This is a genomic window from Hymenobacter sp. UV11 (assembly GCF_004684095.1).
Taxonomy (GTDB): Bacteria; Bacteroidota; Bacteroidia; order Cytophagales; family Hymenobacteraceae; genus Hymenobacter.
On sequence record NZ_SRII01000007.1, the window covers coordinates 249105 to 271976 of the forward strand.

General features: G+C 59.7%; 18 protein-coding genes, 1 tRNA gene and 1 pseudogene. 10 read left to right on the forward strand and 10 right to left on the reverse strand.

From position 1 onward, the window contains the following. Positions 1 to 12 precede the first annotated feature (12 nt). Complete coding sequence (locus E4631_RS26265) at positions 13 to 834, forward strand: phosphatase PAP2 family protein (RefSeq protein WP_205704247.1); 822 nt, start codon at positions 13 to 15, stop codon at positions 832 to 834. A 53-nt stretch (positions 835 to 887) separates the two neighbouring features. On the opposite strand, the gene E4631_RS15045 is transcribed toward E4631_RS26265, so the two are convergent. The 3 genes from E4631_RS15045 to E4631_RS15055 all read right to left on the reverse strand — a co-directional run bounded on the left by E4631_RS15045 (position 888) and on the right by E4631_RS15055 (position 4311). Next, positions 888 to 2366, reverse strand: a complete 1479-nt coding sequence (locus E4631_RS15045; RefSeq protein ID WP_133656469.1) for an exonuclease domain-containing protein — start codon at positions 2364 to 2366, stop codon at positions 888 to 890. Between the two features lie 124 nt (positions 2367 to 2490). After that, a complete protein-coding gene (locus E4631_RS15050; protein WP_133656468.1) occupies positions 2491 to 2949 on the reverse strand; it encodes a PA2169 family four-helix-bundle protein in 459 nt (152 codons plus the stop codon). Positions 2950 to 3078: 129 nt separating this feature from the next. Then, complete coding sequence (locus E4631_RS15055; protein WP_240734943.1) at positions 3079 to 4311, reverse strand: AI-2E family transporter; 1233 nt, start codon at positions 4309 to 4311, stop codon at positions 3079 to 3081. Positions 4312 to 4577: 266 nt separating this feature from the next. Between E4631_RS15055 and E4631_RS15060 the strand changes: the two genes are divergently transcribed. Then, positions 4578 to 6488, forward strand: a complete 1911-nt coding sequence (locus E4631_RS15060) for a DNA topoisomerase IV subunit B (protein ID WP_133656467.1) — start codon at positions 4578 to 4580, stop codon at positions 6486 to 6488. A gap of 94 nt (positions 6489 to 6582) precedes the next feature. Here E4631_RS15060 and E4631_RS15065 read toward each other — a convergent pair whose 3' ends face one another. Together E4631_RS15065 and E4631_RS15070 are read right to left on the reverse strand one after the other, a co-directional pair. Beyond that, positions 6583 to 7104: a hypothetical protein gene (locus tag E4631_RS15065; RefSeq protein WP_133656466.1), complete on the reverse strand. Its 522-nt coding sequence runs from the start codon at positions 7102 to 7104 to the stop codon at positions 6583 to 6585. Positions 7105 to 7182: 78 nt separating this feature from the next. Then, positions 7183 to 7623, reverse strand: coding sequence for a hypothetical protein (locus E4631_RS15070; protein ID WP_133656465.1), 441 nt, complete (start codon positions 7621 to 7623; stop codon positions 7183 to 7185). 400 nt (positions 7624 to 8023) lie between these two features. Between E4631_RS15070 and E4631_RS15075 the strand changes: the two genes are divergently transcribed. The 3 genes from E4631_RS15075 to E4631_RS15085 all read left to right on the forward strand — a co-directional run bounded on the left by E4631_RS15075 (position 8024) and on the right by E4631_RS15085 (position 12675). Beyond that, positions 8024 to 8503: a BLUF domain-containing protein gene (locus tag E4631_RS15075; RefSeq protein ID WP_166647991.1), complete on the forward strand. Its 480-nt coding sequence runs from the start codon at positions 8024 to 8026 to the stop codon at positions 8501 to 8503. Between the two features lie 200 nt (positions 8504 to 8703). Next, positions 8704 to 11670: a DNA gyrase/topoisomerase IV subunit A gene (locus E4631_RS15080; protein WP_262709797.1), complete on the forward strand. Its 2967-nt coding sequence runs from the start codon at positions 8704 to 8706 to the stop codon at positions 11668 to 11670. 42 nt (positions 11671 to 11712) lie between these two features. Beyond that, positions 11713 to 12675 (forward strand): hypothetical protein, encoded by a 963-nt coding sequence (locus E4631_RS15085; protein WP_133656463.1) that lies wholly within the window; start codon positions 11713 to 11715, stop codon positions 12673 to 12675. 71 nt (positions 12676 to 12746) lie between these two features. Here the strand turns inward: E4631_RS15085 and E4631_RS15090 are convergent, their stop codons facing one another. The 4 genes from E4631_RS15090 to E4631_RS15105 all read right to left on the reverse strand — a co-directional run bounded on the left by E4631_RS15090 (position 12747) and on the right by E4631_RS15105 (position 17647). Then, a complete protein-coding gene (locus tag E4631_RS15090; RefSeq protein ID WP_240734945.1) occupies positions 12747 to 13538 on the reverse strand; it encodes a carbonic anhydrase in 792 nt (263 codons plus the stop codon). A 47-nt stretch (positions 13539 to 13585) separates the two neighbouring features. After that, the gene (locus E4631_RS15095) at positions 13586 to 15226 is read right to left on the reverse strand and encodes a SulP family inorganic anion transporter (RefSeq protein WP_133656462.1); all 1641 of its coding nucleotides are present in this window, start codon (positions 15224 to 15226) and stop codon (positions 13586 to 13588) included. A gap of 283 nt (positions 15227 to 15509) precedes the next feature. Beyond that, positions 15510 to 16919, reverse strand: coding sequence for a HAMP domain-containing sensor histidine kinase (locus E4631_RS15100; protein ID WP_133656461.1), 1410 nt, complete (start codon positions 16917 to 16919; stop codon positions 15510 to 15512). Positions 16920 to 16969: 50 nt separating this feature from the next. Beyond that, positions 16970 to 17647, reverse strand: a complete 678-nt coding sequence (locus tag E4631_RS15105) for a response regulator transcription factor (protein ID WP_133656460.1) — start codon at positions 17645 to 17647, stop codon at positions 16970 to 16972. Positions 17648 to 17799: 152 nt separating this feature from the next. Here E4631_RS15105 and E4631_RS15110 point away from each other — a divergent pair, with 152 nt between their 5' ends. From E4631_RS15110 to rplT, 5 genes and pseudogenes are all read left to right on the forward strand, one after another. After that, on the forward strand, positions 17800 to 18939 hold the full coding sequence (locus tag E4631_RS15110) for a lipopolysaccharide assembly protein LapB (RefSeq protein WP_133656459.1): 1140 nt from the start codon (positions 17800 to 17802) through the stop codon (positions 18937 to 18939). Positions 18940 to 19052: 113 nt separating this feature from the next. Continuing rightward, positions 19053 to 20990: a threonine--tRNA ligase gene (thrS, locus tag E4631_RS15115; protein WP_133656458.1), complete on the forward strand. Its 1938-nt coding sequence runs from the start codon at positions 19053 to 19055 to the stop codon at positions 20988 to 20990. A gap of 214 nt (positions 20991 to 21204) precedes the next feature. Beyond that, positions 21205 to 21744: pseudogene (gene infC / locus E4631_RS15120) on the forward strand (translation initiation factor IF-3); the annotation flags it as partial. 200 nt (positions 21745 to 21944) lie between these two features. After that, the gene (rpmI, locus tag E4631_RS15125) at positions 21945 to 22139 is read left to right on the forward strand and encodes a 50S ribosomal protein L35 (protein ID WP_133656457.1); all 195 of its coding nucleotides are present in this window, start codon (positions 21945 to 21947) and stop codon (positions 22137 to 22139) included. A gap of 74 nt (positions 22140 to 22213) precedes the next feature. Then, positions 22214 to 22558: a 50S ribosomal protein L20 gene (gene rplT, locus E4631_RS15130; RefSeq protein WP_133656456.1), complete on the forward strand. Its 345-nt coding sequence runs from the start codon at positions 22214 to 22216 to the stop codon at positions 22556 to 22558. 184 nt (positions 22559 to 22742) lie between these two features. On the opposite strand, the gene E4631_RS15135 is transcribed toward rplT, so the two are convergent. Further along, a tRNA-Met gene (locus E4631_RS15135) sits at positions 22743 to 22816 on the reverse strand. Between the last annotated feature and the right edge of the window lie 56 nt (positions 22817 to 22872).

The following is a 22872-nucleotide window of genomic DNA, read 5'->3' on the forward strand; positions in this document are numbered from 1 at the left end:
CGCGGCTATTTAGTGCTGCTGACAAGCTCGTTGGCCAGCGTGGCCCAGGCGCAGGCCCTACCCCCCACGCCCGCCGCCACGCCCCCCGATACCACGCTGCACAAGTACCAGACGCCGCCCGGCGCCGCGCCCCGGCCTTGGTACCGGGGCAAGCTGGTGCGGGCCAGCGTGGTGCCGGCGCTGCTCATTGGCTACGGTATCAGCGTGTACGACGACCACGGGTGGTACTCCTCGCGCCAGGCGCAGGCCGACTTGCAGCACCACTTCCCCGACTTCCGCAGCCACCTCGACGACTATGGGCAGTGGGTGCCCTACCTGGAGCTGGGGGCGGTGCTGGCTTTCGGCGTGGACGGCCGCAACGACCGCGTAAACCTGGCGCTCATTCTGGTCAAGTCGGAAGTCCTGATGCTGGGCGCCGTAGAAATTACCAAGCGCGCTACTCAGCACCTGCGGCCCGACGGCTCCGACTACCGCTCGTTTCCGTCGGGGCACACGGCGCAGGCGTTTCTGGCGGCCAGCATCGTGCACACCGAGCTACGCGACAAAAGCCAGTGGTACGGCGTGGGCGCCTACGCCGTGGCCACCACCGTAGGCGCCTTTCGAATGCTTAACAACAAGCACTGGGAATCGGACGTGGTAGCCGGCGCCGGCTTCGGCATCCTGTCGGCGCACTTGGCGTATCTGTCGCACCGCCACCGCTGGGGCCGCCACCCGGCCAACCGGCCGGGGGTAGGGCTGGCGCTGCCCCAGCCCGCCAGAGCCAAGTGGCAGGTCAGCCCCACGTTGCTGCCCGGTGGGGGGGTAGGCGTGTACGTGAGCTGGCGGGCAAAGTAGCTATTTAATGACTAATGACGAGTAAGGGATTATTAGTCGCTCGTCATTAGTCATTACCCAAATATCTTCACCTGCTCGCCCTTGCGCTTGGTGCGCACGTACTGCCGGATAATCTGCTGCACGTCTTTATTATCGGCGTAAGGCTTCACAGCTTCCCGAAAATCGGCCAGCTTGCGCGCCGAAAACGTTTCATCGACGTAGCCGAAGCCCACGTAGCGGCCATTCTCAATCACGACCAGCGACTTCTCGTCGGCGCGCCGGCCGGTGCCGATAATCACGAACGACTCGTGCTCGTAGGTAATGCTGTCGATGGCCTCGTCCACGCGCTGGTTGTAGCTCTCGGGCGGTTCCTGGCCCACGCAGGCGCCCTGGCAGCGGTGCACCTGATAGTCGAAGCACGCGCCCGTTGTTTTGTACAGCCCGCACAGTTTCTGGCACAGGTTATACTTCGCAACTTTATGGTAGAGAAAGCCTTGCGCCTTATACTGGTTGCCTAGCGCGATGATGGGAATCTCCGAGTTGCGGGCATCGGCCCGGCCGTAATAGAGGCACTTGTAGCCGTTTTCGTCGGTCTTCAGGTAGATGCCCGCCGGAAACACGCTGCGTCGCTGCGCCCGGTTATACGCCGGCTTAAGCTGCTTAATGAGGTGCGACTCGTAGAGTAGCGCCACCAGCTCCGAGCCGGTCAGCTCATAGGTGATATCAGCAATGGAGTTCTTGAAATCCAGGCTCTTGCGCGACTTCACATCTACCGCAAAGTGCTGCTGAATGCGCTTGTAAATGTTAATGCTCTTGCCCACGTAAATCACCTCGCCCGCCTCGTTGTGGAAGTAGTACACGCCCGTTTCCTGGGGTAGGGCGGCCACCTTCTCGGGCGTAATGAGGGGGGGTAGAAGAGCCGTTTTAATAGCCTGGGCCATGGCCGCTACCCGGCGCGGACTCGGCTTTTTTTCGGCAGTGGCGCCGCGGCCGGCGGGCGCCAGGGCATCTACCCGGGCCAGGGCGTCGGCGGCATTGGCCTCGGCAAGGTCGCTGGCCTGGGTTATTTTGAGCAGGCGGTCGAAGAGCACGGCCGTGGCTTCGGCGTCGCCGGCGGCGCGGTGCCTACCCTCCAGCCGAATGCCGATATTCTGGCACAGCTTGCCGAGGCTGTAGCTGGGCTGGCCCGGTATCAGGGAGCGGCTGAGGCGCACGGTGCACAGCGTTTTGCGCGAATAGTTGTAGCCCAAGTCAGCAAATTCCTTCTTGAGAAAGGAATAGTCAAACCGCACGTTATGAGCCACAAACACGCAGCCTTCGGTCATCTCCACCACCTTGCGGGCCACCTCATGGAAGCGCGGCGCATCGGCCACCATGTCGTTGGTAATGCCCGTGAGCTGGGTGATGAAGGGCGGAATGGCCCGGCCGGGATTTACCAGCGTGGTATAGGAATCGACCACTCGCTGGCCGTCGTGCACAAAAATAGCCAGCTCCGTGATGCGGTCGTTGGCCGGCTGGCCACCGGTGGTTTCTAAGTCAATGATAGCGTACAAAGCGCGGAGGTAGGAGGACGAGTGCTGTTAACAAAGTTAGGGCGCTTGTTAGTTGCTGCCTGCGCACAAAAAAGCCCGTTGGTTTGCACCAACGGGCTTTCTTTAACTAATTGCCAGGCAGCAATTACTTGTTCTTGTTCATAGCCAGCCAGTTTTTGGCCTGCAAAATAGCGTCGTGCTGCTGCTGAAATACCGTTTTGGCACCAGCCGGTACGTCGTTCGACGACAGCACGGTTTCGTAGGTTTTCAGAGCCGAAGCCTCGCCGGTTTCGGCGGCATCGAGTACCGAAGAATCGTCCTGGCCCGTAATGGCCGCCTTAATATTAATCCAGCCGCGGTGCACGGCGGCAGCAGCGTCAGCTACTACGCTTTCGGTGTTGGTGTCGTGGGCATCAATGCCGTACTGTTTGGCAAAGCCTTCGAGGTCTGATACGAAGCCAGCGCGCTGCTGCGAGAACTGGCTCAACTTAGCTTTTAAATCGGCGCTTTTTACTTCTTCGGCAGCCTCCTGATAGCCTTTTACCGAGGTGCGGTTGAGGTTGAGAATGTCGGTAAGAGCGCGGGCAATTGTTTCGTTAGCCATGGTTTCTGTGGAATTTAAGTAGAAGTGAGAAAGCAGCCGCCAATGGGCTGCTGTTGTGGGATATTATACGGGTAGGCGTCAGCCTAAGGTTGAGAAAGAGCGGAATTCAGCTGAATTTTACACGTCACCTTATACATTGACCTGCTTGCCCTGGGCCCGGCGGGTGGCCGACATCGTGGGCAGCTGCGGCTCGGGTGCCAGCGGCGGGCGCTTGCCACGTAGCCGGTCGAGTATTTTGGCCATAAAGCCACGGTCATCGGCCGGGTCTTTTCTGGTAGCCTCGCCATCGCCCACATCACCCAGTAGAAAGCCCCAGGCCTCGGTACCCTTATTCGCATCGAGCACTACCTTAATAACGGCCGAGATGGGCACGCTCAAAATCATGCCCGGCGTGCCCCACAGCTCACCACCCAAAATCAATGCAATGATAGCCGTGAGTGGGTTAAGGCTCACCTTAGAGGCCGTAATCATGGGGGAGAGAATGTTATCTGAAATCACCTGCACGCCCATAAACACCCCAATGACGGCCAGGCCGTGGCCCGGCGAGCCGCTTTCCACGAACGTAATCAGGGCCGGAATAATCGAGCCCACCGTGATGCCCACGTACGGAACAACGGCCAGCACTGAGGCAAATACGGCAAAGAAGAGGGCGTATTTCACGCCCAGCAGCAGCAGGCCCACGGCGTTCATAATGGAAACCAGCACGATAACCGTGAAGAGGCCCGTCATGTAGCCCTGCACCACATTTTGAATATTATCAACGGTATGCAGCACCGTCGTGCGCTTGTCGGGTTCCACAAAGCGGAACATAAACTGGCGCAGATGGTCGCGGTAATACAGAAAACAGAAAATGTAAATCGGCACCAGCGTCAGGGTGCTGAGGATGCCAATGGTGGTGCTGAGCGTAGAGCCCAGGTACTTGCTGGCGTCTTTGCGGGCCGTATCGAGCGAGGAAGTAATAATATCGTCGTGGCTGATTGGCTGAAAGCCAAAGCGATGGCTCAGCTGCTGCTGCACTTGGTCGAAGTACGCCACCAGCTTAGTCTGGATGAGCGGAATCTCGTTGCGGAGCCCGATTATCTGCGAGCCAAACAAGTAGATGAGCACCGCCAGGCTGGCAATGACCAGAATAATGGCCGTGGCGATGGCCAGCATCCGGGGCCATTTCCACTTTTCAAGCTTAGTTACCAGCGGCATCAGCAGCAGCGACAGCAGAATGGCGTAGAGCAGCGGCAACAGCAGGTCGTCGAGCTTGTGCAGCACAAATACCAGCAGCGACAGCCCAATGAGCATAAATGTGTAGTGCACTACCGGTGACTGCCTAACCTGCGCCGGGGCGTGGTTGGCGGTTGGAGAGGGCACGTGGCGGGGAGTATTGAATTGATTAGCAGGGGGTAGCATTCCGAATATAAGCTGATAAGCTGAGACCCAATAGCGGAGGTGGTAGGGCGCTTACGCAAAGCGGGCTGCCGCGTTGGGTCCAGCCCAGCGAACCGGGCGCGGCTGGCCGCTGTTAGCTAAGTAAATTGGCCGGAAAAACTAAGCCGGCTGGCAAGGCAGGTGGTGATTAACCGCCATTTTCGCCGTTATTTTACCCCACCAACGCGCCTTTCTCTGCTTTCTGCCCCATGAGTGATTCCCTACCCGCCGCCCCCATCCACGCCTACGACGAAGACAGCATCCGCACCCTGCGCTGGGACGAGCACATTCGCCTGCGCCCCGGCATGTACATCGGCAAGCTCGGCGATGGCTCCAGCTACGACGATGGTATCTACGTGCTGGTGAAGGAGGTAGTCGATAACTGCATCGACGAGCACGTGATGGGCCACGGCCGCACCATCGAGATAAAGATATCGGAGAGCAAGGTGCAGGTGCGTGACTACGGCCGCGGCATTCCGCTGGGTAAGGTCGTGGACGTGGTGAGCAAAATCAATACCGGCGGCAAGTACGACAGCAAGGTTTTCCAGAAGTCGGTGGGCCTGAACGGGGTAGGTACCAAGGCCGTGAACGCGCTCAGCAGCTACTTCCTCGTACAAAGTATACGCGAAGGCCAGCTCAAGGCAGCCGAGTTTTCGCAGGGCCAGCTCGTGAGCGACCCTACCCCCCAGAAAACCAGCCAGCGCAACGGCACGCTCATCACCTTCCAGCCCGACGAGACGATTTTCAAGAACTACCGCTTCATTCCGGAATATCTCGAAAACCAGATTCGCTACTACTGCTACCTCAACGCGGGCCTCACCATCCACTTCAACGGCCAGAAGTACGTGTCGGAGCACGGTTTGCTCGACCTGCTCAGCGACAAAACGGACAAGGATAGCCGCCGCTACGATATCATTCACCTGAAGGGGGAGGATATCGAGATGGCCCTGACCCACGGCAACGACTACGGGGAGGAGTATTATTCCTTCGTGAATGGCCAGTATACTACGCAGGGTGGCACGCACTTAGCCGCGTTTCGCGAAGCGTTGGTGAAGACCGTGCGCGAGCACTATGGCAAGGAATACGACGCGGCCGATATTCGGGCGTCCGTCATCGGGGCCATCTCGGTGCGGGTGCAGGAGCCGGTATTCGAGAGCCAAACCAAGACCAAGCTCGGCAGCATCAACATGGGGCCGGAGGGCCCGACGGTGCGCGGCTTCATTCTGGACTTTGTGAAGGAGCACCTCGACAACTACCTCCACAAAAACCCCGAAACCAAGGAGCTACTCAAGAAGCGCATCGAGCAGAGCGAGCGCGAGCGCAAGGATATGGCCGGCGTGAAAAAGCTGGCCAACCAGCGCGCCAAAAAAGCAAACCTCCACAACCGTAAGCTGCGCGACTGCCGCTTTCATCTGGGCGAGAATGCCAAGGACGGCGCCGAGAAAGAGCCGCTCACGACCCTCTTCATCACCGAAGGCGACTCGGCCAGCGGTAGTATCACTAAGAGCCGTAACGTGGAGCTGGAGGCCGTGTTCAGCCTGCGCGGCAAGCCGCTCAACTGCTTCGGTCTCAAGAAGAAAATTGTGTACGAGAACGAGGAATTCAACCTCTTGCAGCACGCTCTCAACATTGAGGAAGGGCTCGAAGGCCTACGCTACAACCGCGTAGTAATCGCCACCGACGCCGACGTCGATGGTATGCACATCCGGCTGCTGCTGCTCACGTTCTTCCTCCAGTTCTTCCCCGACCTCGTGCGCAACGGCCACGTCTACATCCTGGAAACGCCGCTGTTTCGAGTGCGCAACAAGAAGGATACCATTTACTGCTACAACGAGAGCGAGAAGCAGGACGCGATGCGCAAGCTGGGCCGCAACCCCGAGGTAACGCGCTTCAAGGGCCTGGGTGAAATCTCGCCCGACGAGTTTGGCAAGTTCATCGGCGAAAATATCAAGCTGGAGCCGGTTATTCTGCAGTCCGACCGCTCGGTGCATCAGGTGCTGGCGTATTACATGGGTAAGAATACGCCCGCGCGCCAGGAGTTTATCATCGATAACCTGCGCCTCGAAAAAGACTTGGTAACGAGCGACGTACTGCCGGTAGCCGAAATCGCGCTGGCGTAGGCTTCCACCGATTGTGTCACTAAAAAAGGTCTTGCGGGCCTACCCCAGGGGTAGGCCCGCAAGACCTTTTTTAGTGAGGATACGTCTCTGTTGGCTAGTGATTCACAACGTCACTTTTCATAGCATCAATGAGGGCGGTGAATTGCGTTTTCTCCGTAGTGCCAATCTTGTTGGTCGCCAGTGAGTTGTCGAGCAGTGTGCGCCAGGCGGCGTATTCGGCAGTGGTTACCTGCATGCCGGTATGAGTTGCCAGCATACTCTTACCCGCATACTTGATGGGACCGCCGGTAATGTCCGTAAACTGGTCTACCACGTTGTTGCGCAGGCGCTGAAGGCGGGTAGGGTCAGTGGCCGGCTGGCCATTCTGGCTGCTGATGGCATCGAGCATTGGCTTGTGCGAGCGCAACATCACGGAATTGGCCTGGCCGGTTTCGGCGCCTACGTTGGCTACCATCTGGTCGGCGATGGCTTCAATACCAGTTTTGCTACCCATGCGCACGTAGAGCGAGCTAGGCTGTGCGGCAGGGGTAGGGTCACTTTGGGAGCCGCAGCCGGCCGTGGCCAAGGTGAGGGCTAGCAAGCAAGCGCTGGCTAAGGAGAGTTGAGGTTTCGTCATAGAAAAAAGGTGAGGGTGAAGCAAGGAATAGCCACGTTCCCTGGCTCTGGCTAGGGTAGGGCCGGAGGAGAAAAGCAGCTAGACGGATACAAAAAAGCGTCGGACATTGAGCGCAAACCGGACCTGGTCCAGCCAAGCCAAATAGCTTACTGGCACGGGACACTGCCGGATGGCCGACTGAGCAGTATTGGCCGGCGGGTTGTCAATAATGCGTGCGCCGTAGTGGCCCACGGCTTGGTAAAGCGCCGCAAGTGTAGTTTGCTCCGGATGGTAGACGAAGGCCACGCAGCTGGTCCGCGGGCTTACTGCGCAGGCCGATACGCCTGGCTCGGTGGCCAACCGGCGCTGTAGAGAATAGGCTGCCGCTGAATCGCCACCCAAGGGAGCTAGCTGCCAGATTGTTATCTCAACCGGCCGCACAAAATGGTGCATTTCCGGGGCATCCCAGTTGGCCCAGGCAAATAAACTGCAAACTGTGAAGACGCTAAAGGCTAAAACAAGACGGTAAAATGCTTTCACGTAGTTAATTAAGTGGCTCCTATTCGAGGTGCAAGTTATGGGCCTGTTTAGGTAAAAGCTACTGCCCCACCACAACAATAAAATGCTAACTCATTGATTCGCAGAAGTAATAGTTTTTGAACTGAAAAAAATTGTACATTATGCATAAAACGAAAATAATTAGCGATGTAAAATATTTGAGAACAAAGTGTAAAATAAGTAACAAAAACAAAATTAATTGTCGATAATTTATTAAAAGTGAAATGTGATTTTATAGATACCGTAAGGCTCTTATAAATTTCTTCTTCGCTTACGAGGCTTTGTCAATAGTTATATTTTTTATTCATAAAATAGTTATTGCTCAAGCTGTTCTTAGCAGCCTTAAAAAATGGCTTTTTTCAGCCATTCGTATCTTTGCTTTATGCCGCTGCATCATCTCATTTACGAAAGCCAAGCCACCCAGCCGCTAACCGAAGCCGACCTGCTACTGCTGCTGCAACAGGCCCGCGCTTATAACCAAGCCAATGAGTTGACTGGCTTGCTGCTTTATGCGTCCGACGGCCACTTTCTGCAGGTGCTGGAAGGGCCGATGGAAGTACTGCACCAGCTATACTTTGAACGCATTGCGCACGACCCTCGCCACCATCGGCTGCAGCTGCTGGCAGCGGGCGTGCTCGAACGGCGGCGCTTCAGCGATTGGCACATGGGGTTTCGGTTTGCTACCCCCGAAGCGCTCGGCGAGCTGACGGGGCACTTTAATACGGCCGATGCCACGTTTCTACTCCCTTTGCTGCACAACCTGCCCAGCCCACTGCTCGATAAGCTGCTCGACTACGTGCAGTATACCGCCCCCAGCGCTGACCTAGAAGAAACGCGCCAGCTACCATCGGCGCGCGAGTAGCTTTGCCTCTGGTTGGTGGCAGGGCGGCGGTTTCAGGTTGGAGTCATCAACTGTTTGCTAGTGTGGTTAGTAACCTGAATCTGGGGTGTGGCTAATATTTTTGGGAACTTTACGGCTGGTATCAGTATTAATTTAACTGGTGTATTGCCCCCTTTTTTACGGTACTTTTGACGGCAGCTTGCCGATTTACGTTTTTTCCAGTGGCTACTTCTACCCCTCCCGCTTCCGACGCTTCTACTCCCGACTACCTTCAACCGGGTGACTCGCTGGACTTTGACTTGCCCGAACCAGCCCGCGCGGCCCACGATGCAACGGCCGAAACACCAGTACCCGAAGTAGCCGATGATGCGGCGCAGGCTGTAGCCCACGCGCTGTTTGGCGAAGAGGCGGCCGATGAAGCGGAAGCCGAAGAGGCTACTACTGAGGCGGAACCCGACTCGCCGCAGGAAGCCACCGTGGAGGAAGAGCCCAAATTTGCCCCCGGCGAAGTTATTCACGACGTGAACAGCGTGCGGGGCATGTACCAGAACTGGTTTCTGGACTACGCCAGCTACGTGATTCTGGAGCGTGCCGTGCCTGCCGTGGAGGATGGCCTGAAGCCCGTGCAGCGGCGCATTCTGCACGCGATGAATGAGATGGACGATGGCCGCCTCAACAAGGTGGCTAATATCATCGGCCAGACTATGCAGTACCACCCGCACGGCGACGCCAGCATCGGCGATGCCATCGTGAACCTGGGCCAGAAGGACCTGCTCATCGACCACCAGGGTAACTGGGGCGACGTGCGCACCGGCGACTCGGCCGCCGCGGCGCGCTACATCGAGGCCCGCCTCAGCAAGTTTGCCCTCGAAGTGGTGTTCAACCCCGACATCACCGATTGGCAGATGAGCTACGACGGTCGCAAGCGCGAGCCCGTCACGCTGCCCGTTAAGTTCCCGCTGCTACTGGCGCAGGGGGTAGAGGGTATCGCCGTGGGCCTGAGTACCAAGATTATGCCGCACAACTTTCGCGAGCTGTGCCAGGCCAGTGTAGCGGTGCTGCGCGGGAAGGAATTTCAGCTTCACCCCGACTTTCCAACCGGCGGCCTGGCTGATATCAGTAATTACCAGAGCGGGCAGCGCGGCGGGCGCATCCGGCTGCGAGCCACGATTGAGAAGGTTGATAAGACGCTGCTCATCATCCGCGACATTCCGTACGGTACTACTACTACGGCGCTCATGGAGAGCATTGTAAAGGCGTCAGAAGCCAATAAAATCAAGATTAAGAAGGTGGTGGACAACACCGCCGCGCTGGTCGAGATTCAGGTGCAGCTGCCGCCCGGCATCAGCCCCGACCTCACCATCGACGCGCTCTACGCCTTCACCGATTGTGAAATCTCCCTTTCGCCCAACACCTGCGTCATCATCGACGACAAGCCGCGCTTCGTGAGCGTGGAGGACATGCTGCGCCTGAGCACCGGCAAAACCGTGCGCCTGCTGGAGCGTGAGCTCGAAATCAGGCAGCAGGAATTACAGGAAAAGTGGCACTCTGCCTCGCTGGAGAAGATTTTCATTGAAAATCGCATCTACCGTAAAATTGAGGAGTGCGAAACCTGGGAGCAGATTCTGGAAACCATCGACGCGGGCCTTAAGAAGTTTGTGCGCGTGGAAGGGGAGAAGCTCAAGGCCAATGACTTGCGCCTGGTAATTCGCCGGCCGGTGAGCGAAGACGACCTCACGCGCCTCACCGAAATTCGCATCAAGCGCATCTCAAAGTTCGACGGGTTCAAGGCCGAGGAATATATTCAGAAGCTCGACGCCGAGCTGGCCGAAGTGGCCGACAACCTCGCCAATATCACGCGCTACGCCATCGCCTACTTCGAGAACCTGCTCAAAAAGTATGGGGTAGGGCGCGAGCGCAAGACTCAGCTGCGTACCTTCGATATAGTTACGGCACAGAAAGTTGCGGTGGCCAACCAGAAGCTCTACGTGAACCGCCAGGATGGCTTCGTGGGCTACGGGCTGAAGAAGGACGAGTTCGTGACCGACTGCTCGGACCTCGATGATATCATCGCCATTCGGCGCGACGGCACGTTTATGGTGACCAAGATTGCGGAGAAGACCTTCGTGGGCAAGGATATTCTGCACGTGGGCGTCTACAACAAGAACGACGACCGGCTGGTGTACAACATGGTGTACGTGGACGGCGCCAGCGGCATCAGCTTCGCCAAGCGCTTCTTGGTATCGGGCATCACGCGCGACAAAATCTACGACCTTACCAAAGGCACCAAGGGTACTAAAACACTGTATCTCACGGCTAATCCTAATTCGGAGAGCGAAACCGTGGCCGTGCAGCTTTCGGACAAGGCACCGGCGCGGGTCAAGCAGTTCGAGTTCGATTTTGCCGAGCTGGCCATCAAGGGCAAGGGCTCGATGGGCAATATCGTAACCAAGCAGCTAATTAAGAAAATTACCCAGAAGTCGCTGGGCGACAGCACACTGGGGGGTAGGGAAGTGTTTTTCGACAGCGTGGTGGGCAAGCTCAACCACACCAACCACGGCCGCTACCTGGGCACCTTCGATACCGAGCACCTGGTGCTGGTGGTGTACAAAGACGGCTCGTACGAATTGACTCCACCTTCCACGGCCACGCACTTCGACGTGCCCAACATCGTGCTGCTGCGTAAGCTGGAGCCCGATACCGTGGTGAGTGCCGTGTACGTAGATGGCGAGTCCAAAACCCACTATGTCAAGCGTTTTCACATTGAAACCACGACATTGGAGAAGCGCTTTACCTTCATATCCGAAAGCAAGGGCTCGAAGTTACTGGCCGCCAGCAGCTTTGCCGAGCCGGTGGTAGAAATCAAGCTCCAGCGCGATAAAAAGGCCGATAAAGAAACTGAGTCCCTGCGCCTCGACCAGTTTATCGAAGTAAAAGGCTGGAAGGCAATGGGTAATAAGCTCAGCTATTACAAAATTCATAACCTGAGCTTGCTCACCGACGAAGGCCCCGAGCCGGTTCGCCGCGAAGTCAAGCGCCGTGGCACTACCAAGCCCGAGGGGGGTAGCGACGTGGCCAGCGAAGTTCCCGAGCTGCCCATGTCCGTAGACGTAACCGAGGAGGAGGTAGCCCAATCGCAGGCGCTGCTGCGGCGGCCCAAGGCGCAGCTAGGGCTGTTTTCTGGCTAGGAGCTGGCACGTAGCCGGGAGCTGCGCCGTTATTGAGGAGCTATGCCATTGGGTCGCGTTAAAATAGGGGTGTTGGTGCTGGGCCTGCTGGGGTGGGGTAGCCCGCGCGTGGCCGCGGCGCAGAAGGCCACCACTACGTCGCAGCCCTCGTTCCCGGCCATGCCCGAGGGGGCGGAGCTGGTGAGCCAGCCGACTACCCGCACTTCGTTGGCCCCCGACTCGGTAGCCCTGCGTCGGCACTTGCGCCAGGCCGCCGCGCTGCAAGCCAAGTACCAAGACTCGGAAGCGCTGGCCCAGTACCAGGAAGCGCTCAAGCTCAACGCGCGCAATTACACGGGCCTGTGGCAGGCGGCCGTGCTCAGCGTACGTATCGGCAACCGCTACTCGGACGAAACCCGCAAAAAGGCGTATTTCAGCGCGGCGCGCGACTATGCCACTCGCGCCGTGGCCGTGCACCCGCTGGGCGGCGAAAGCAACTACGCTCTGGCGCTGGCCCTCTTTAGCGAGGCTGGCTTGCTAAGCGCCCGCGACCGCTTGCGAATTTTCAAGGAGCTGCGCACGCCGGTTTTTCTGGCCGTAGAGCACCGGCCCGACCTGCCCGAGGCCTGGCAGCTGCTGGGCCGCTGGCACTACCGCGTGGCGCACTACAACGTGCTGGAAAAGACCTTTTCGCGCATTGTGCTGGGCGGCTACCCCCAGGGAGCCTCCACTAAAAAGGCTGTTTTGGCCCTCGAAAAAGCCCGGCAGCTCGACTCAACGCGTATTCAATACTGCTACGACCTGGCCCGGATATACAAGTACCAGGGCCAGCGCCGCCGCGCCATTCGGGTGCTTCAGGAGGCCATCAAGCTGCCTACCTATACCAGCGAGGACCTGGCCATGAACCGCTTGTGCCAGCAGCTGCTACCCCCCCTGCTGCGGGCCGTGGCCCGGCGCGACCGCCTGCACGCCCGCTGGTATGAGAGCTTGCGAGCCACGCCTGCCACGAGCACCACCGGCCAGTAACAGAAGGGGCCCGGCTACTGCAGTAGCCGGGCCCCTTCTGTTACTGGCCATTCTATTTTAGTGAGCTGAGCCTAAGCGCCTACCCGCTCGGGCACGGACTCGTGGTTGCTAAACTGCGCATCCTGGTAGTTGCTGCCCTCTTCCTCGGGACTAGGCTCGTCGGCCGGGGCGGCGCCAGCGTCAGCTACCTGCGCCGCCTGCGTGCCGTAGATGTGCGCCATGTCGCTGATAACGGTCTGGCCGCTCACTTCCAGGTCCTTGAGGCGCCCGTCGGCAATGTCGTATACGAGGCCGTGCAGGCGGGGTGGGTTGTCGCTGCGCATCGCATTCTGGATGATGTTGGTTTTGGCCAGGTTGCGAATTTGCTCCACAACGTTGAGTTCCACGAGGCGGCGTAGGCGCTGGGTTTCGTTGGGGATGCGCAGCAGCTCGGTTTCATGCAGGCGCACCACATCGCGGATATTCACCAGCCAGTTGTCAATCAGGCCATACTGCTTATCGGCGGCGGCGGCGGCTACCCCCCCGCAGCCGTAGTGGCCCACTACCAGAATATCGCGCACGCCCAATACTTCTACCGCGTATTGCAATACGCTGAGCAGGTTCATATCGGTGTGCACCACCATGTTGGCGATGTTGCGGTGCACAAACATCTCGCCCGGCCCGGTGCCCGTAATGCCCGAAGCAGGTACCCGCGAGTCGGAGCAGCCGATGAACAGGTAGCGCGGCTGCTGGCCATCTGCCAGGCGCTTAAAAAAGTTAGGGTCTTCGGCGTTGCGGTCGGCCACCCATTTGCGGTTGTTGGCCAGAATGTCCTGCACGCCGCCAGTAGTGGGAATAACGGCTTGGTTGAAATACGTGTTCATAAAGAAGAAAACAGGGGAATAGATGAACAAAAAATAGCGGCCAGCAGCTAGTGGCCCACCATGGCTACCTGCGTAATGCCGCGTAGCTCCAGGTCGATGCCCCGCGCCGGGGCCGCCTGCCGAAACGCCTCGATGGCTTCGAGCACGTCGTGGTCAATAACGTCGGAGCGGGAGCCATCGAGTAGGACGCGGCTGCCGCTGGGCAGCTGCTCCAGCGTGGTTACAATGCTGGCCTTGTTGAGGAAAGATACGTGCTCGGGCAAGCGCAGGTGCAGCACGCTGTGGATGTCGTCGGGGTTAAGGTCGGTTTCATCGCGCCGCAGGTAGGAGCCGGCTTTGGCGTTGTCCTTCAGAATGAAGAAAAAGCCCAGCACCAGCCCGATGCTCACACCCTTGAGCAAATCGGTAAACAGCACCGCCACGATGGTAATAATGAACGGCCCAAACTGCGCCCAGCCCAGCTGCCACTGCTGGCGATAGAGTGCCGGCTTGGTCAGCTTGAAGCCCACCACCAGCAGCACCGCCGCCAACGCCGCCAGCGGAATCATGTTTAGCAACGCGCCCAGAAACAAGAGGCTTGTCAACAAAAGAATACCGTGAATAAAAGCCGCCAGCTTGGTTTGTCCGCCGGCCGCGATATTGGCCGATGAGCGCACGATAACAGCCGTGAGGGGTAGGCCGCCCAGCAGGCCGCTTACCAAGTTGCCCGCGCCCTGGGCCAGCAGCTCGCGGTTGGTGGGCGTGTGGCGCTTGTGCGGGTCGAGGTTGTCCACGGCCTCCACACTAAGCAGCGTTTCGAGCGAGGCCACGATGGCGATGGTGAAAGCTACGCCGTAGGTAGCCGGGTTGCGCAGGGCGCTGAAATCGGGAAAAATCATCTCGCTCGCCAGCTGGCCCAGTGAGGTCACCACGGGCAGCTTTACCAAGTGCTGAGGCCGCACCTGCCAGGCCGGAGCTACCTGTTGCAGCAGCCAGTTGAGAGCCACGGCCGCCAGCACGGCCACCAGGGCGCCCGGCACCAGCCGGGCCCAGGGCTGCCGGCGCACCGGCGCGCTGCCCCACAGCAGCACCAGCGCCAGCCCTACCCCCCCCACCAGCACCGAGCCGGGGCTGATGTGCCGCGCTGCCGCACCAATGGCCGAGAAGGTGTTCTGGCCATTGAATTGCAGAAAGTCCATGTCCTCGAAGTAATCCGTGTCGGCCCCGAGAAAGTGCGGCAGCTGCTTCAATATTAAGATGATGCCAATGGCGGCCAACATGCCGCGAATAACTGCCGCCGGAAAGTACAGCGCAATAATACCCGCCCGCGCCACGCCCAGCAGCACCTGAATAGCCCCCGCCACGACCGTAGCCGCCAGCACCGCCGGCCACGAGCCCAGCGTGGAAATGGCCGACAGAATAACCACCGTGAGGCCCGCCGCTGGCCCACTCACGCTCACCGCCGAGCCACTGAGCACGCTCACTAGCAGCCCGCCCACGATGCCCGATACCATGCCCGCCAGCAAGGGTGCGCCCGAAGCCAGCGAAATGCCCAGGCACAGTGGCAGCGCCACTAAAAACACCACTAGCCCCGCCGGCGCATCTTGGCCAATTGACCCGAATATGGAGGCCTTTGGCACGGGCGGAACCGGGGGCACTGTGGGGGCAATGGGGGTGCCCGTGCGCGCCGGAACAGAGCTTACTTGCATAAAATACTTGCGTGAGGGTGGGTAGGAAGGGGGCCGCGACCAGAAACCTGGTTTGTAGCTACAAGTGTACCTCAGCGCAATTAAGATGAAATTAAAGTGAAGTTAAAAAGAAATTAAAAAGTTAATATTCTGTAATTAAATAAGTTATGCTACTTGAAAAAGCAATAATTTGCTAAGTGACTGACTGCCTGTGGGGCGGCACAGCAGGCATGAGCGTGCGCTGCCAACCGCGTGTAGCGAGGGGGTAGGGCAGTGGCTGGCGGCTAGCAGAACAACAATCGGGTTAGCGGCCGGCGGTGGTGGGCCATTCCAGCCACACGCGGGTGCCCTGGCCCGGCTCGCTGGCCAGCTGCACCAGCCCACCGTGTAGGGCCATAATGCGCGCCGTGAGGGGTAGGCCAATGCCGTGGCCTGGCACCGCCCGCGCCGCCGCCGCCCGAAAAAATGGTACGAAGACCTGCTCCAGGTCGGCACCCGCGAGGCCGGGGCCTTCGTCGGCTACCAGTAGGGTAGGGCGGCCCCCGCGCCGGGCCAGCGTGGCCGTCACGGGCTGCTCGCTGCCCACCGAAAACTTGCAGGCATTGTCGAGCACGTTGAGCATGGCCGAGAGCAGCAGCGGCTCATTGCCAGTGACGGTGAACGCGCCAGCCTCGGCCCCTTCGCCAAACTCTAGGTCGATGCGGCAGGTGGGGTAGCGCCGGCCCACCTGCTCGTGGGCCAGCAGTAGCAGCTCGTCGAGCAGCACCGGCCCCATTGCCAGCTGCGAAGGGTCGCCGGAGGCGTGAGCAATTTGCAGCAGGCCGTTGGTGAGGCTGGTGAGCTGGCGGGCAGCATCGAGGGTGCGCTGCAGCACGCGGCGGTACTCGGCACTGGGCCGCTCGGCTTGCAGCAGCGCTACTTCGAGCTCGCCGGTGAGGGCCGTGAGGGGCGTACGCAGTTCGTGCGAGGCGTCGCGCACGAAGGTGCGCTGCCCGGCAAAGGCCGCTTCGAGGCGGTCGAGCAGTTGGTTGAAGCGCGTGGCCAGCAGGTCGAGCTCATCGGCGGGGCCGGCGGCGTGGCTCAGCCGCTGGCCCAGGTCCGAAGCCGTAATGCCATCGACTTCGCCAATCATGCGGCGCAGCGGCCGCAGCGCCTGGCCCGCAAAAACCCAACCCCCGAGGCCCGTGAAGACCACGGCCGCCAGCAGGCCCACCGCCAGCACCTGCCGCAGCAGCCGCAGCTGCTGGCGGCTGTCCTCATCCACCGACGAGGCCACTACCACCAGCTCGCCCAGGCGCGGGTCGGCGTAGAGCATGCCCACCGTTTCGTGAAAATTGTGCTCGGGCTCCAGCACGGCCCGGCCGGTGCGGCGCACCTGTTGCAGCCAGGCCGCCGGCACCGGCCGGCTAAAGCTGCGCTGCCCCTCCCGAAACACCAGCTGCCCCGCCGCATTATACACCCGGCCCTCCTCGGCGGGCAGCGTGCGGTAGAGCTGCCGCAGGTAGCGCCGGTACGAGGCCACCTTGCCCGAGTCGGCGTGCACCTGGCCATCGGCGTACACGTGCCCCATCACCTCAGCCCGGCTAAAGAGGCTTTGGGTAAAGGCTTCGCGCCGTGTGTGCTGGGTGAAAAAGTAAATCACCATCAGAAACAGCACTAGCGTCACCACCAGCAAGGTGCCGAACTGAAGCGCCAGGCGCAGGCGAATAGACATAGCGTGGGGCGAAAAGAGGGGGGTAGGAGGCAAGCCGGAAGCGGCAGGCGCTACCCCTCCCGCAGCACGTAGCCCATGCCTACTAGGGTATGAATGAGCTTGGTAGCGAACCCCTTATCCGCTTTTTTGCGCAGAAAATTAATGTACACGTCAATCACGTTGGAGCCCGTGTCGAAGCTCATATCCCACACGTGCTCCAGCAGCTCGGCCCGGCTCACTACCCGCCCCTGGTGGCGCAGCAGGTATTCGAGCAGCGCAAACTCGCGGGCGGTGAGCTGAATAGGCTGGCCGGCCCGCTCCACGCGCTTGGTGGCCGGGTCGAGGGTGAGGTCGGCCAGGCGCAGGGGCGCGGTGGCGGCGGGCGCGTCGGTGCGGCGGCGCACCAGCGCCCGCAGCCGCGCCAGCAATTCTGCAAAGGCAAAAGGCTTGACCAGGTAATCATCGGCCCCCGCGTCGAGGCCCCGGATTTTATCATCCGTTTCGCCCAGCGCCGTCAGCATCAGAATGGGCACGCCGGGGTCGTGAGCGCGCACCTGCCGGCACACCTCTAGGCCGCTGAGGCCGGGCAGCATCTGGTCCAGAATCAGGCAGTCGTACTGCGTGCTCTGGGCGCGGCGCAGGCCCAGCAGGCCATCGGCGGCCAGGTCCACGGTGTAGTCCTGCTCCGTGAGGCCCTGATGCAGGAAGGCCGCCACCGAGGGCTCGTCTTCGACAAGGAGAATTTTCATAGCTAAATAATTGCGCTGCCTTCCGAAAGCCCGGAGCTGCGTGTCTGTTCAACGCACAAATTTGCGCGCTGGCGGCCGGTCGGCGGCGCGCGGCTACCAGCCAAGCCGGCGCCGGCGTTATTTTTGACCAGTTTTACGGTTGCCCTACCCCCATGCCCCGCCGGCTTCTTCCCTTTCTGGCTTTGCTGCTGGCCGCCTGCCATACTACCCCCGCCGAGCGGCCCGATACCCTCGTGGACCTGGCCACCGTGCAAAGTGGCCCTCGCGTGCAGGCCGATGAGCTAGATGGCGCCATTCAGCAGCAGCCAGATAATACCGGGCTGCTGGCCCGCCGTGCCACCCTGCGCCTGGCCGCTGGCCAGCCCGTAGCTGCCCTGCACGATGTAGAAACCGCGCTGGCCATTGATGACCAGGATGGCGACCTGTACTACCTGCAGGCGCGGGCCTACCGCGCCCTCGGCCGCCTCACGCAGGCGCTGGCCGCCGCGCGCCGCGCCGCCGACGCGGGTTTCAACTCGCCCGAGCTGCCGCTGCTCGAAGGCGAAACCCGCCTCGCCGCGCATCAGTACGACGCCGCGCTGGCCAGCCTCGACCGTACCCTCCGCCTCGACCCCGACCAGCCCGCCGCGCTGTTCTATAAAGGTTTAGCCTACGCGGCCACCCGCGACACCGCGCAGGCCCTCGACTACCTGCGCGCGGCCCTGGCCCGCGACCCGCGCGAGCCCGAAATTCTGCACCAGCTGGCCTTCTTGCTCAATGCCTACCGCGTGCCGGAAGAGGCCGCCACTTACGCCAGCCGGGGCCTGCGGCTCGACTCCGCTTCTGGCGCCCTGCACTACGACTACGGCCGCCAGCTGGAGCTGCTGGGCCGCCCCGACAGTGCCCTGCGGTACTACCGCCGCGCCCTGGCCCTCGATACCACGCAGTACCGGGCCGACTACCGTATTGCTCTGGCAGCCAGCGCCCACGGCCAGCGGCCGGCCGCAGTTATCCCGCATTTGCAGCGCGCCCTGCGTCTCAATCCGCGCCTGCCCCAGGCCCGCGCTATACTGGCCGAGGCCTTGGAAGAGCGGCATCGCCTGCCCGAAGCCCTGCGCCAGTACCAGATGCTCGTGCTCGAAAACCCTACTAACCAGCACTGGACTTATAAAGTATGGAAAACGGGGGGGCAGGTACGGGCCGCTTTGCCTGATAGCCTGCGCCCCGCCCCGAACTACTACCGCCGGCCGGCTGCGGAACCAAACAGCCGGCCTCAGCCCGTGGCGCCGCTGCTGGCGCGCCCGGTTCGCTAGGAGGGGGTAGGGGGGGCTGAAATGTATAAAGCTGCGCTTGATTTTACTTCCTGATGCCCCCCGGCGTAACTTGCGCCTGCTTTGCGCTCACCGCAAGCAACAGCTTAGTAGTTATGCTCCATATCACTCTCCCCGACGGCTCCGTCCGCGCGGTTGAAGCCGGCTCGACGGGCTACGACCTTGCCGCCAGCATCAGCGAAGGCCTGGCCCGCAATGCCCTGGCCGTGAAAGTAAACGGCGAAATCCGCGACTTGCACCGCCCCCTCACCGACGACGCTACCCTCGAAATTCTCACCTGGAACGACGCCGGCGGCAAGCAGGCCTACTGGCACTCCTCGGCTCACCTCATGGCCGAAGCCCTCGAAGCGCTCTACCCCGGCGTGAAGCTGGCTATCGGCCCGGCCATCGAAAATGGTTTCTACTACGACGTAGACCTCGGCGAAGGCCGTACCATTTCGAGCGACGACTTCCCGACTATCGAGAAGAAAATGCTGGAGCTAGCCAAGAATAAGAGCAAGTTTGAGCGCCGCGAAGTGCCCAAGGCCGAGGCCATTGCCTACTTCACCGAGAAGCAGGACCCCTACAAGCTGGAGCTGATTGACGGCCTCGAAGATGGCCAGATTACGTTCTACTCGCAGGGCAATTTCACCGACCTCTGCCGTGGGCCGCACATTCCCGATACGGGCACCATCAAGGCCGCTAAAATAATGAACGTGGCCGGCGCCTATTGGCGCGGCGATGAGAAAAATAAGCAGCTTACCCGCCTCTACGGCATCACCTTCCCCAAGGCCAAGGACCTCACCGAGTACCTCGAAAAGCTCGAAGAAGCCAAGCGCCGCGACCACCGCAAGCTAGGCAAGGAGCTGGAGCTATTCGCCTTTTCGGAGCGGGTAGGGGCCGGCTTGCCGCTGTGGCTGCCCAAGGGTACCGCCCTGCGCGAGCGCTTAGAGCAGTTTCTACGCAAGGCCCAGGTAAAGGCTGGCTACCAGCCGGTTGTGACGCCGCACATCGGTTCCAAGGAGCTGTACGTAACGAGCGGCCACTATGAGAAATACGGCGCCGATTCGTTTCAGCCCATCAAGACGCCTAACCCCGGCGAGGAGTTCTTCCTCAAGCCGATGAACTGTCCCCACCACTGCGAAATCTACCGCACCAAGCCCCGCAGCTACCGCGACCTGCCGGTGCGCCTCGCCGAGTTTGGCACCGTGTACCGCTACGAGCAGTCGGGCGAGCTGCACGGCCTCACCCGCGTGCGCGGCTTCACCCAGGACGATGCGCACATCTTCTGCCGCCCCGACCAGGTAAAGGAGGAGTTTCAGAAGGTGATTGACTTGGTGCTGTACGTTTTTAAAGCGCTTGGCTTTAGCGATTTCACGGCCCAGATTTCACTCCGCGACCCCGAGAACAAGACCAAGTACATCGGCACCGACGAAAACTGGGCCCTGGCCGAAAATGCCATCAAGGAAGCCACCGCCGAAAAGGGCCTGAATACGGTGACGGAGCTAGGTGAAGCGGCCTTCTACGGCCCTAAGCTTGACTTCATGGTGCGCGATGCCCTGGGCCGCCGCTGGCAGCTCGGCACCATTCAGGTAGACTACAACCTGCCCGAACGCTTTGACCTGGAGTACGTGGCGCCCGACAACACCAAGCAGCGCCCCGTGATGATTCACCGGGCCCCGTTTGGCTCGCTGGAGCGTTTCGTAGCCGTGCTCATCGAGCACACGGCCGGCAATTTCCCGCTCTGGCTCTCGCCCGAGCAGTTTATTGTGCTACCCATCTCCGATAAATTTGCCGACTACGCCTACGAAGTGAAGGCCCTCCTCGAAGCCGCCGAACTGCGCGGCACCGTCGACGCCCGTGACGAGCGCATTGGCCGCAAAATCCGCGACGCGGAGATTGCCAAAACGCCTTATCTGCTGGTGGTTGGCGAAAAGGAAGCGCAGGATAACCTTATAAGCGTGCGCCGCCACGGCGAAGGCGACATTGGCTCAATGCCGATTGACAGCTTCATCAAGAGCGTTAATAGCCAGGTGTCTGAGGCAATGGGCTAACAGTTAAGCTGTTAGCTGTTAGCTGTTAGCTGTTAATTTATGGGGTAAGCAACTACATTTACTCCCTGGCTGACAGCTAATAGCTAAAAGCTAACAGCTTAATTAGGATTTGCGGGTAAAAATTCGGATATTTGCCCCCCGAACGACTGGCTTTTGAGCCGGTTGTTCACTTAGTGTACTATTGCCGCCACATTTTAGCAGGAGGACTTTCGCCATAGCTACCCCGAATCGTCGGTACGTGCCCCGCCAGCAGGTGGAGGAGCCGTTCAAAATCAATCAGAAAATCACCGCCCGCGAGGTTCGCCTTGTGGGGGATAACGTCGAGCAGGGTATTTACCCGACCGACCAAGCCCGTAAAATGGCCCAGGACCAGAACCTGGACCTGGTGGAGATTTCGCCCACTGCCGTGCCGCCCGTGTGCCGCGTCATCGACTACTCGAAATTTAAGTACGAGCAGAAGAAAAAGACCCGCGAGCTAAAGGCTAAGCAAACTAAGGTAGTCCTCAAGGAAATCCGTTTCGGACCCAATACGGACGACCATGACTTCGACTTTAAACTCAAGCATGCGCAAGAGTTTTTGAAGGAAGGCGCCAAAATTAAAGCTTACGTTCACTTTGTGGGCCGGAGTATCGTCTTCAAGGAGCGCGGTGAAATTTTGTTGCTCAAGTTTGCACAGGCACTGGAAGAATTGGCTAAAGTAGAGCAGCTGCCCAAGCTGGAAGGCAAGCGCATGTTCCTCTACTTGGCTCCCAAGGCGGCGGTAGTAGCCAAAGCTGCCCCCAAGCCCGCCGCTGCCCCCGCCGATAAACCTAAAGCTCCCAAGGAGAAGGAGGAAAAGCCGGCGCAGGAGCCCGCCGCCACCGAATAGCCTAACCCCGTTTGTTGATGGCTGCCGTTGCCGACTAAGTAAGTCGTTCAGCGTCAGTACCAAACAATCAATAATCAACCAACCCCATGCCCAAAGTAAAAACCAAGTCGGGTGCCAAGAAGCGTTTCAAGCTGACTGGTACCGGCAAAGTGAAGCGCAAGCACGCCTTCAAGTCGCACATCCTGACCAAGAAGAGCACCAAGCGTAAGCGCGCTCTTACCCGTAGCGGCCTCGTTAGCTCGGCCGATATGAACCGGGTAAGCCAGATGCTGAATATCTAAACTATCACCAGGCTTCCGGCTGAAACATTCGTTTCTCAAGCAACCACGCGCCGGCTGCCAAAAACAAGTAGGTTATGCCAAGGAGTGTAAACCATGTGGCCTCGCGCCACCGCCGCAAAAAAGTAATGCGCCTCGCCAAAGGCTACTATGGCCGGCGCAAGAATGTATGGACCGTTGCGAAAAACGCCGTAGAAAAGGGCTTGCTCTATGCCTACCGCGACCGCAAGGTGAAGAAGCGCGAGTTCCGCGCCCTCTGGATTCAGCGTATCAACGCTGGCGCCCGTGAGCATGGCCTCTCGTATTCGCAGTTGATGGGCGGCCTCAAGAAGGTTGGCATTGAACTCAACCGCAAAGTGCTTGCTGACCTCGCGCTGAACCATCCCGTTGCTTTTGCGGGCATCGTTGAGAAAGTGAAGTAATGCGGCTAAGGCTACCGGGTGTAGCCTAAACCTTTCGACTGACTCTGAAAAGCGCTTGCCCCCCAAAGTGGAGGCAAGCGCTTTTTTATGTTGTAAGTATCGAAATGGCTGGTAATCAGCGGTTTTGCTGATTACAAACGATGAGCCCCACTCCAGCCTAAGCTAAAGTGGGGCTCGATAAAAGTAGCGGGGACGAGAGTTGAACTCGTGACCTCAGGGTTATGAATCCTGTGCTCTAACCAACTGAGCTACCCCGCCAGTTGGTGGTTTGGGAGCGCAAAGGTACAAAAAAAACCTGTCTCCGCAAGCGTTCG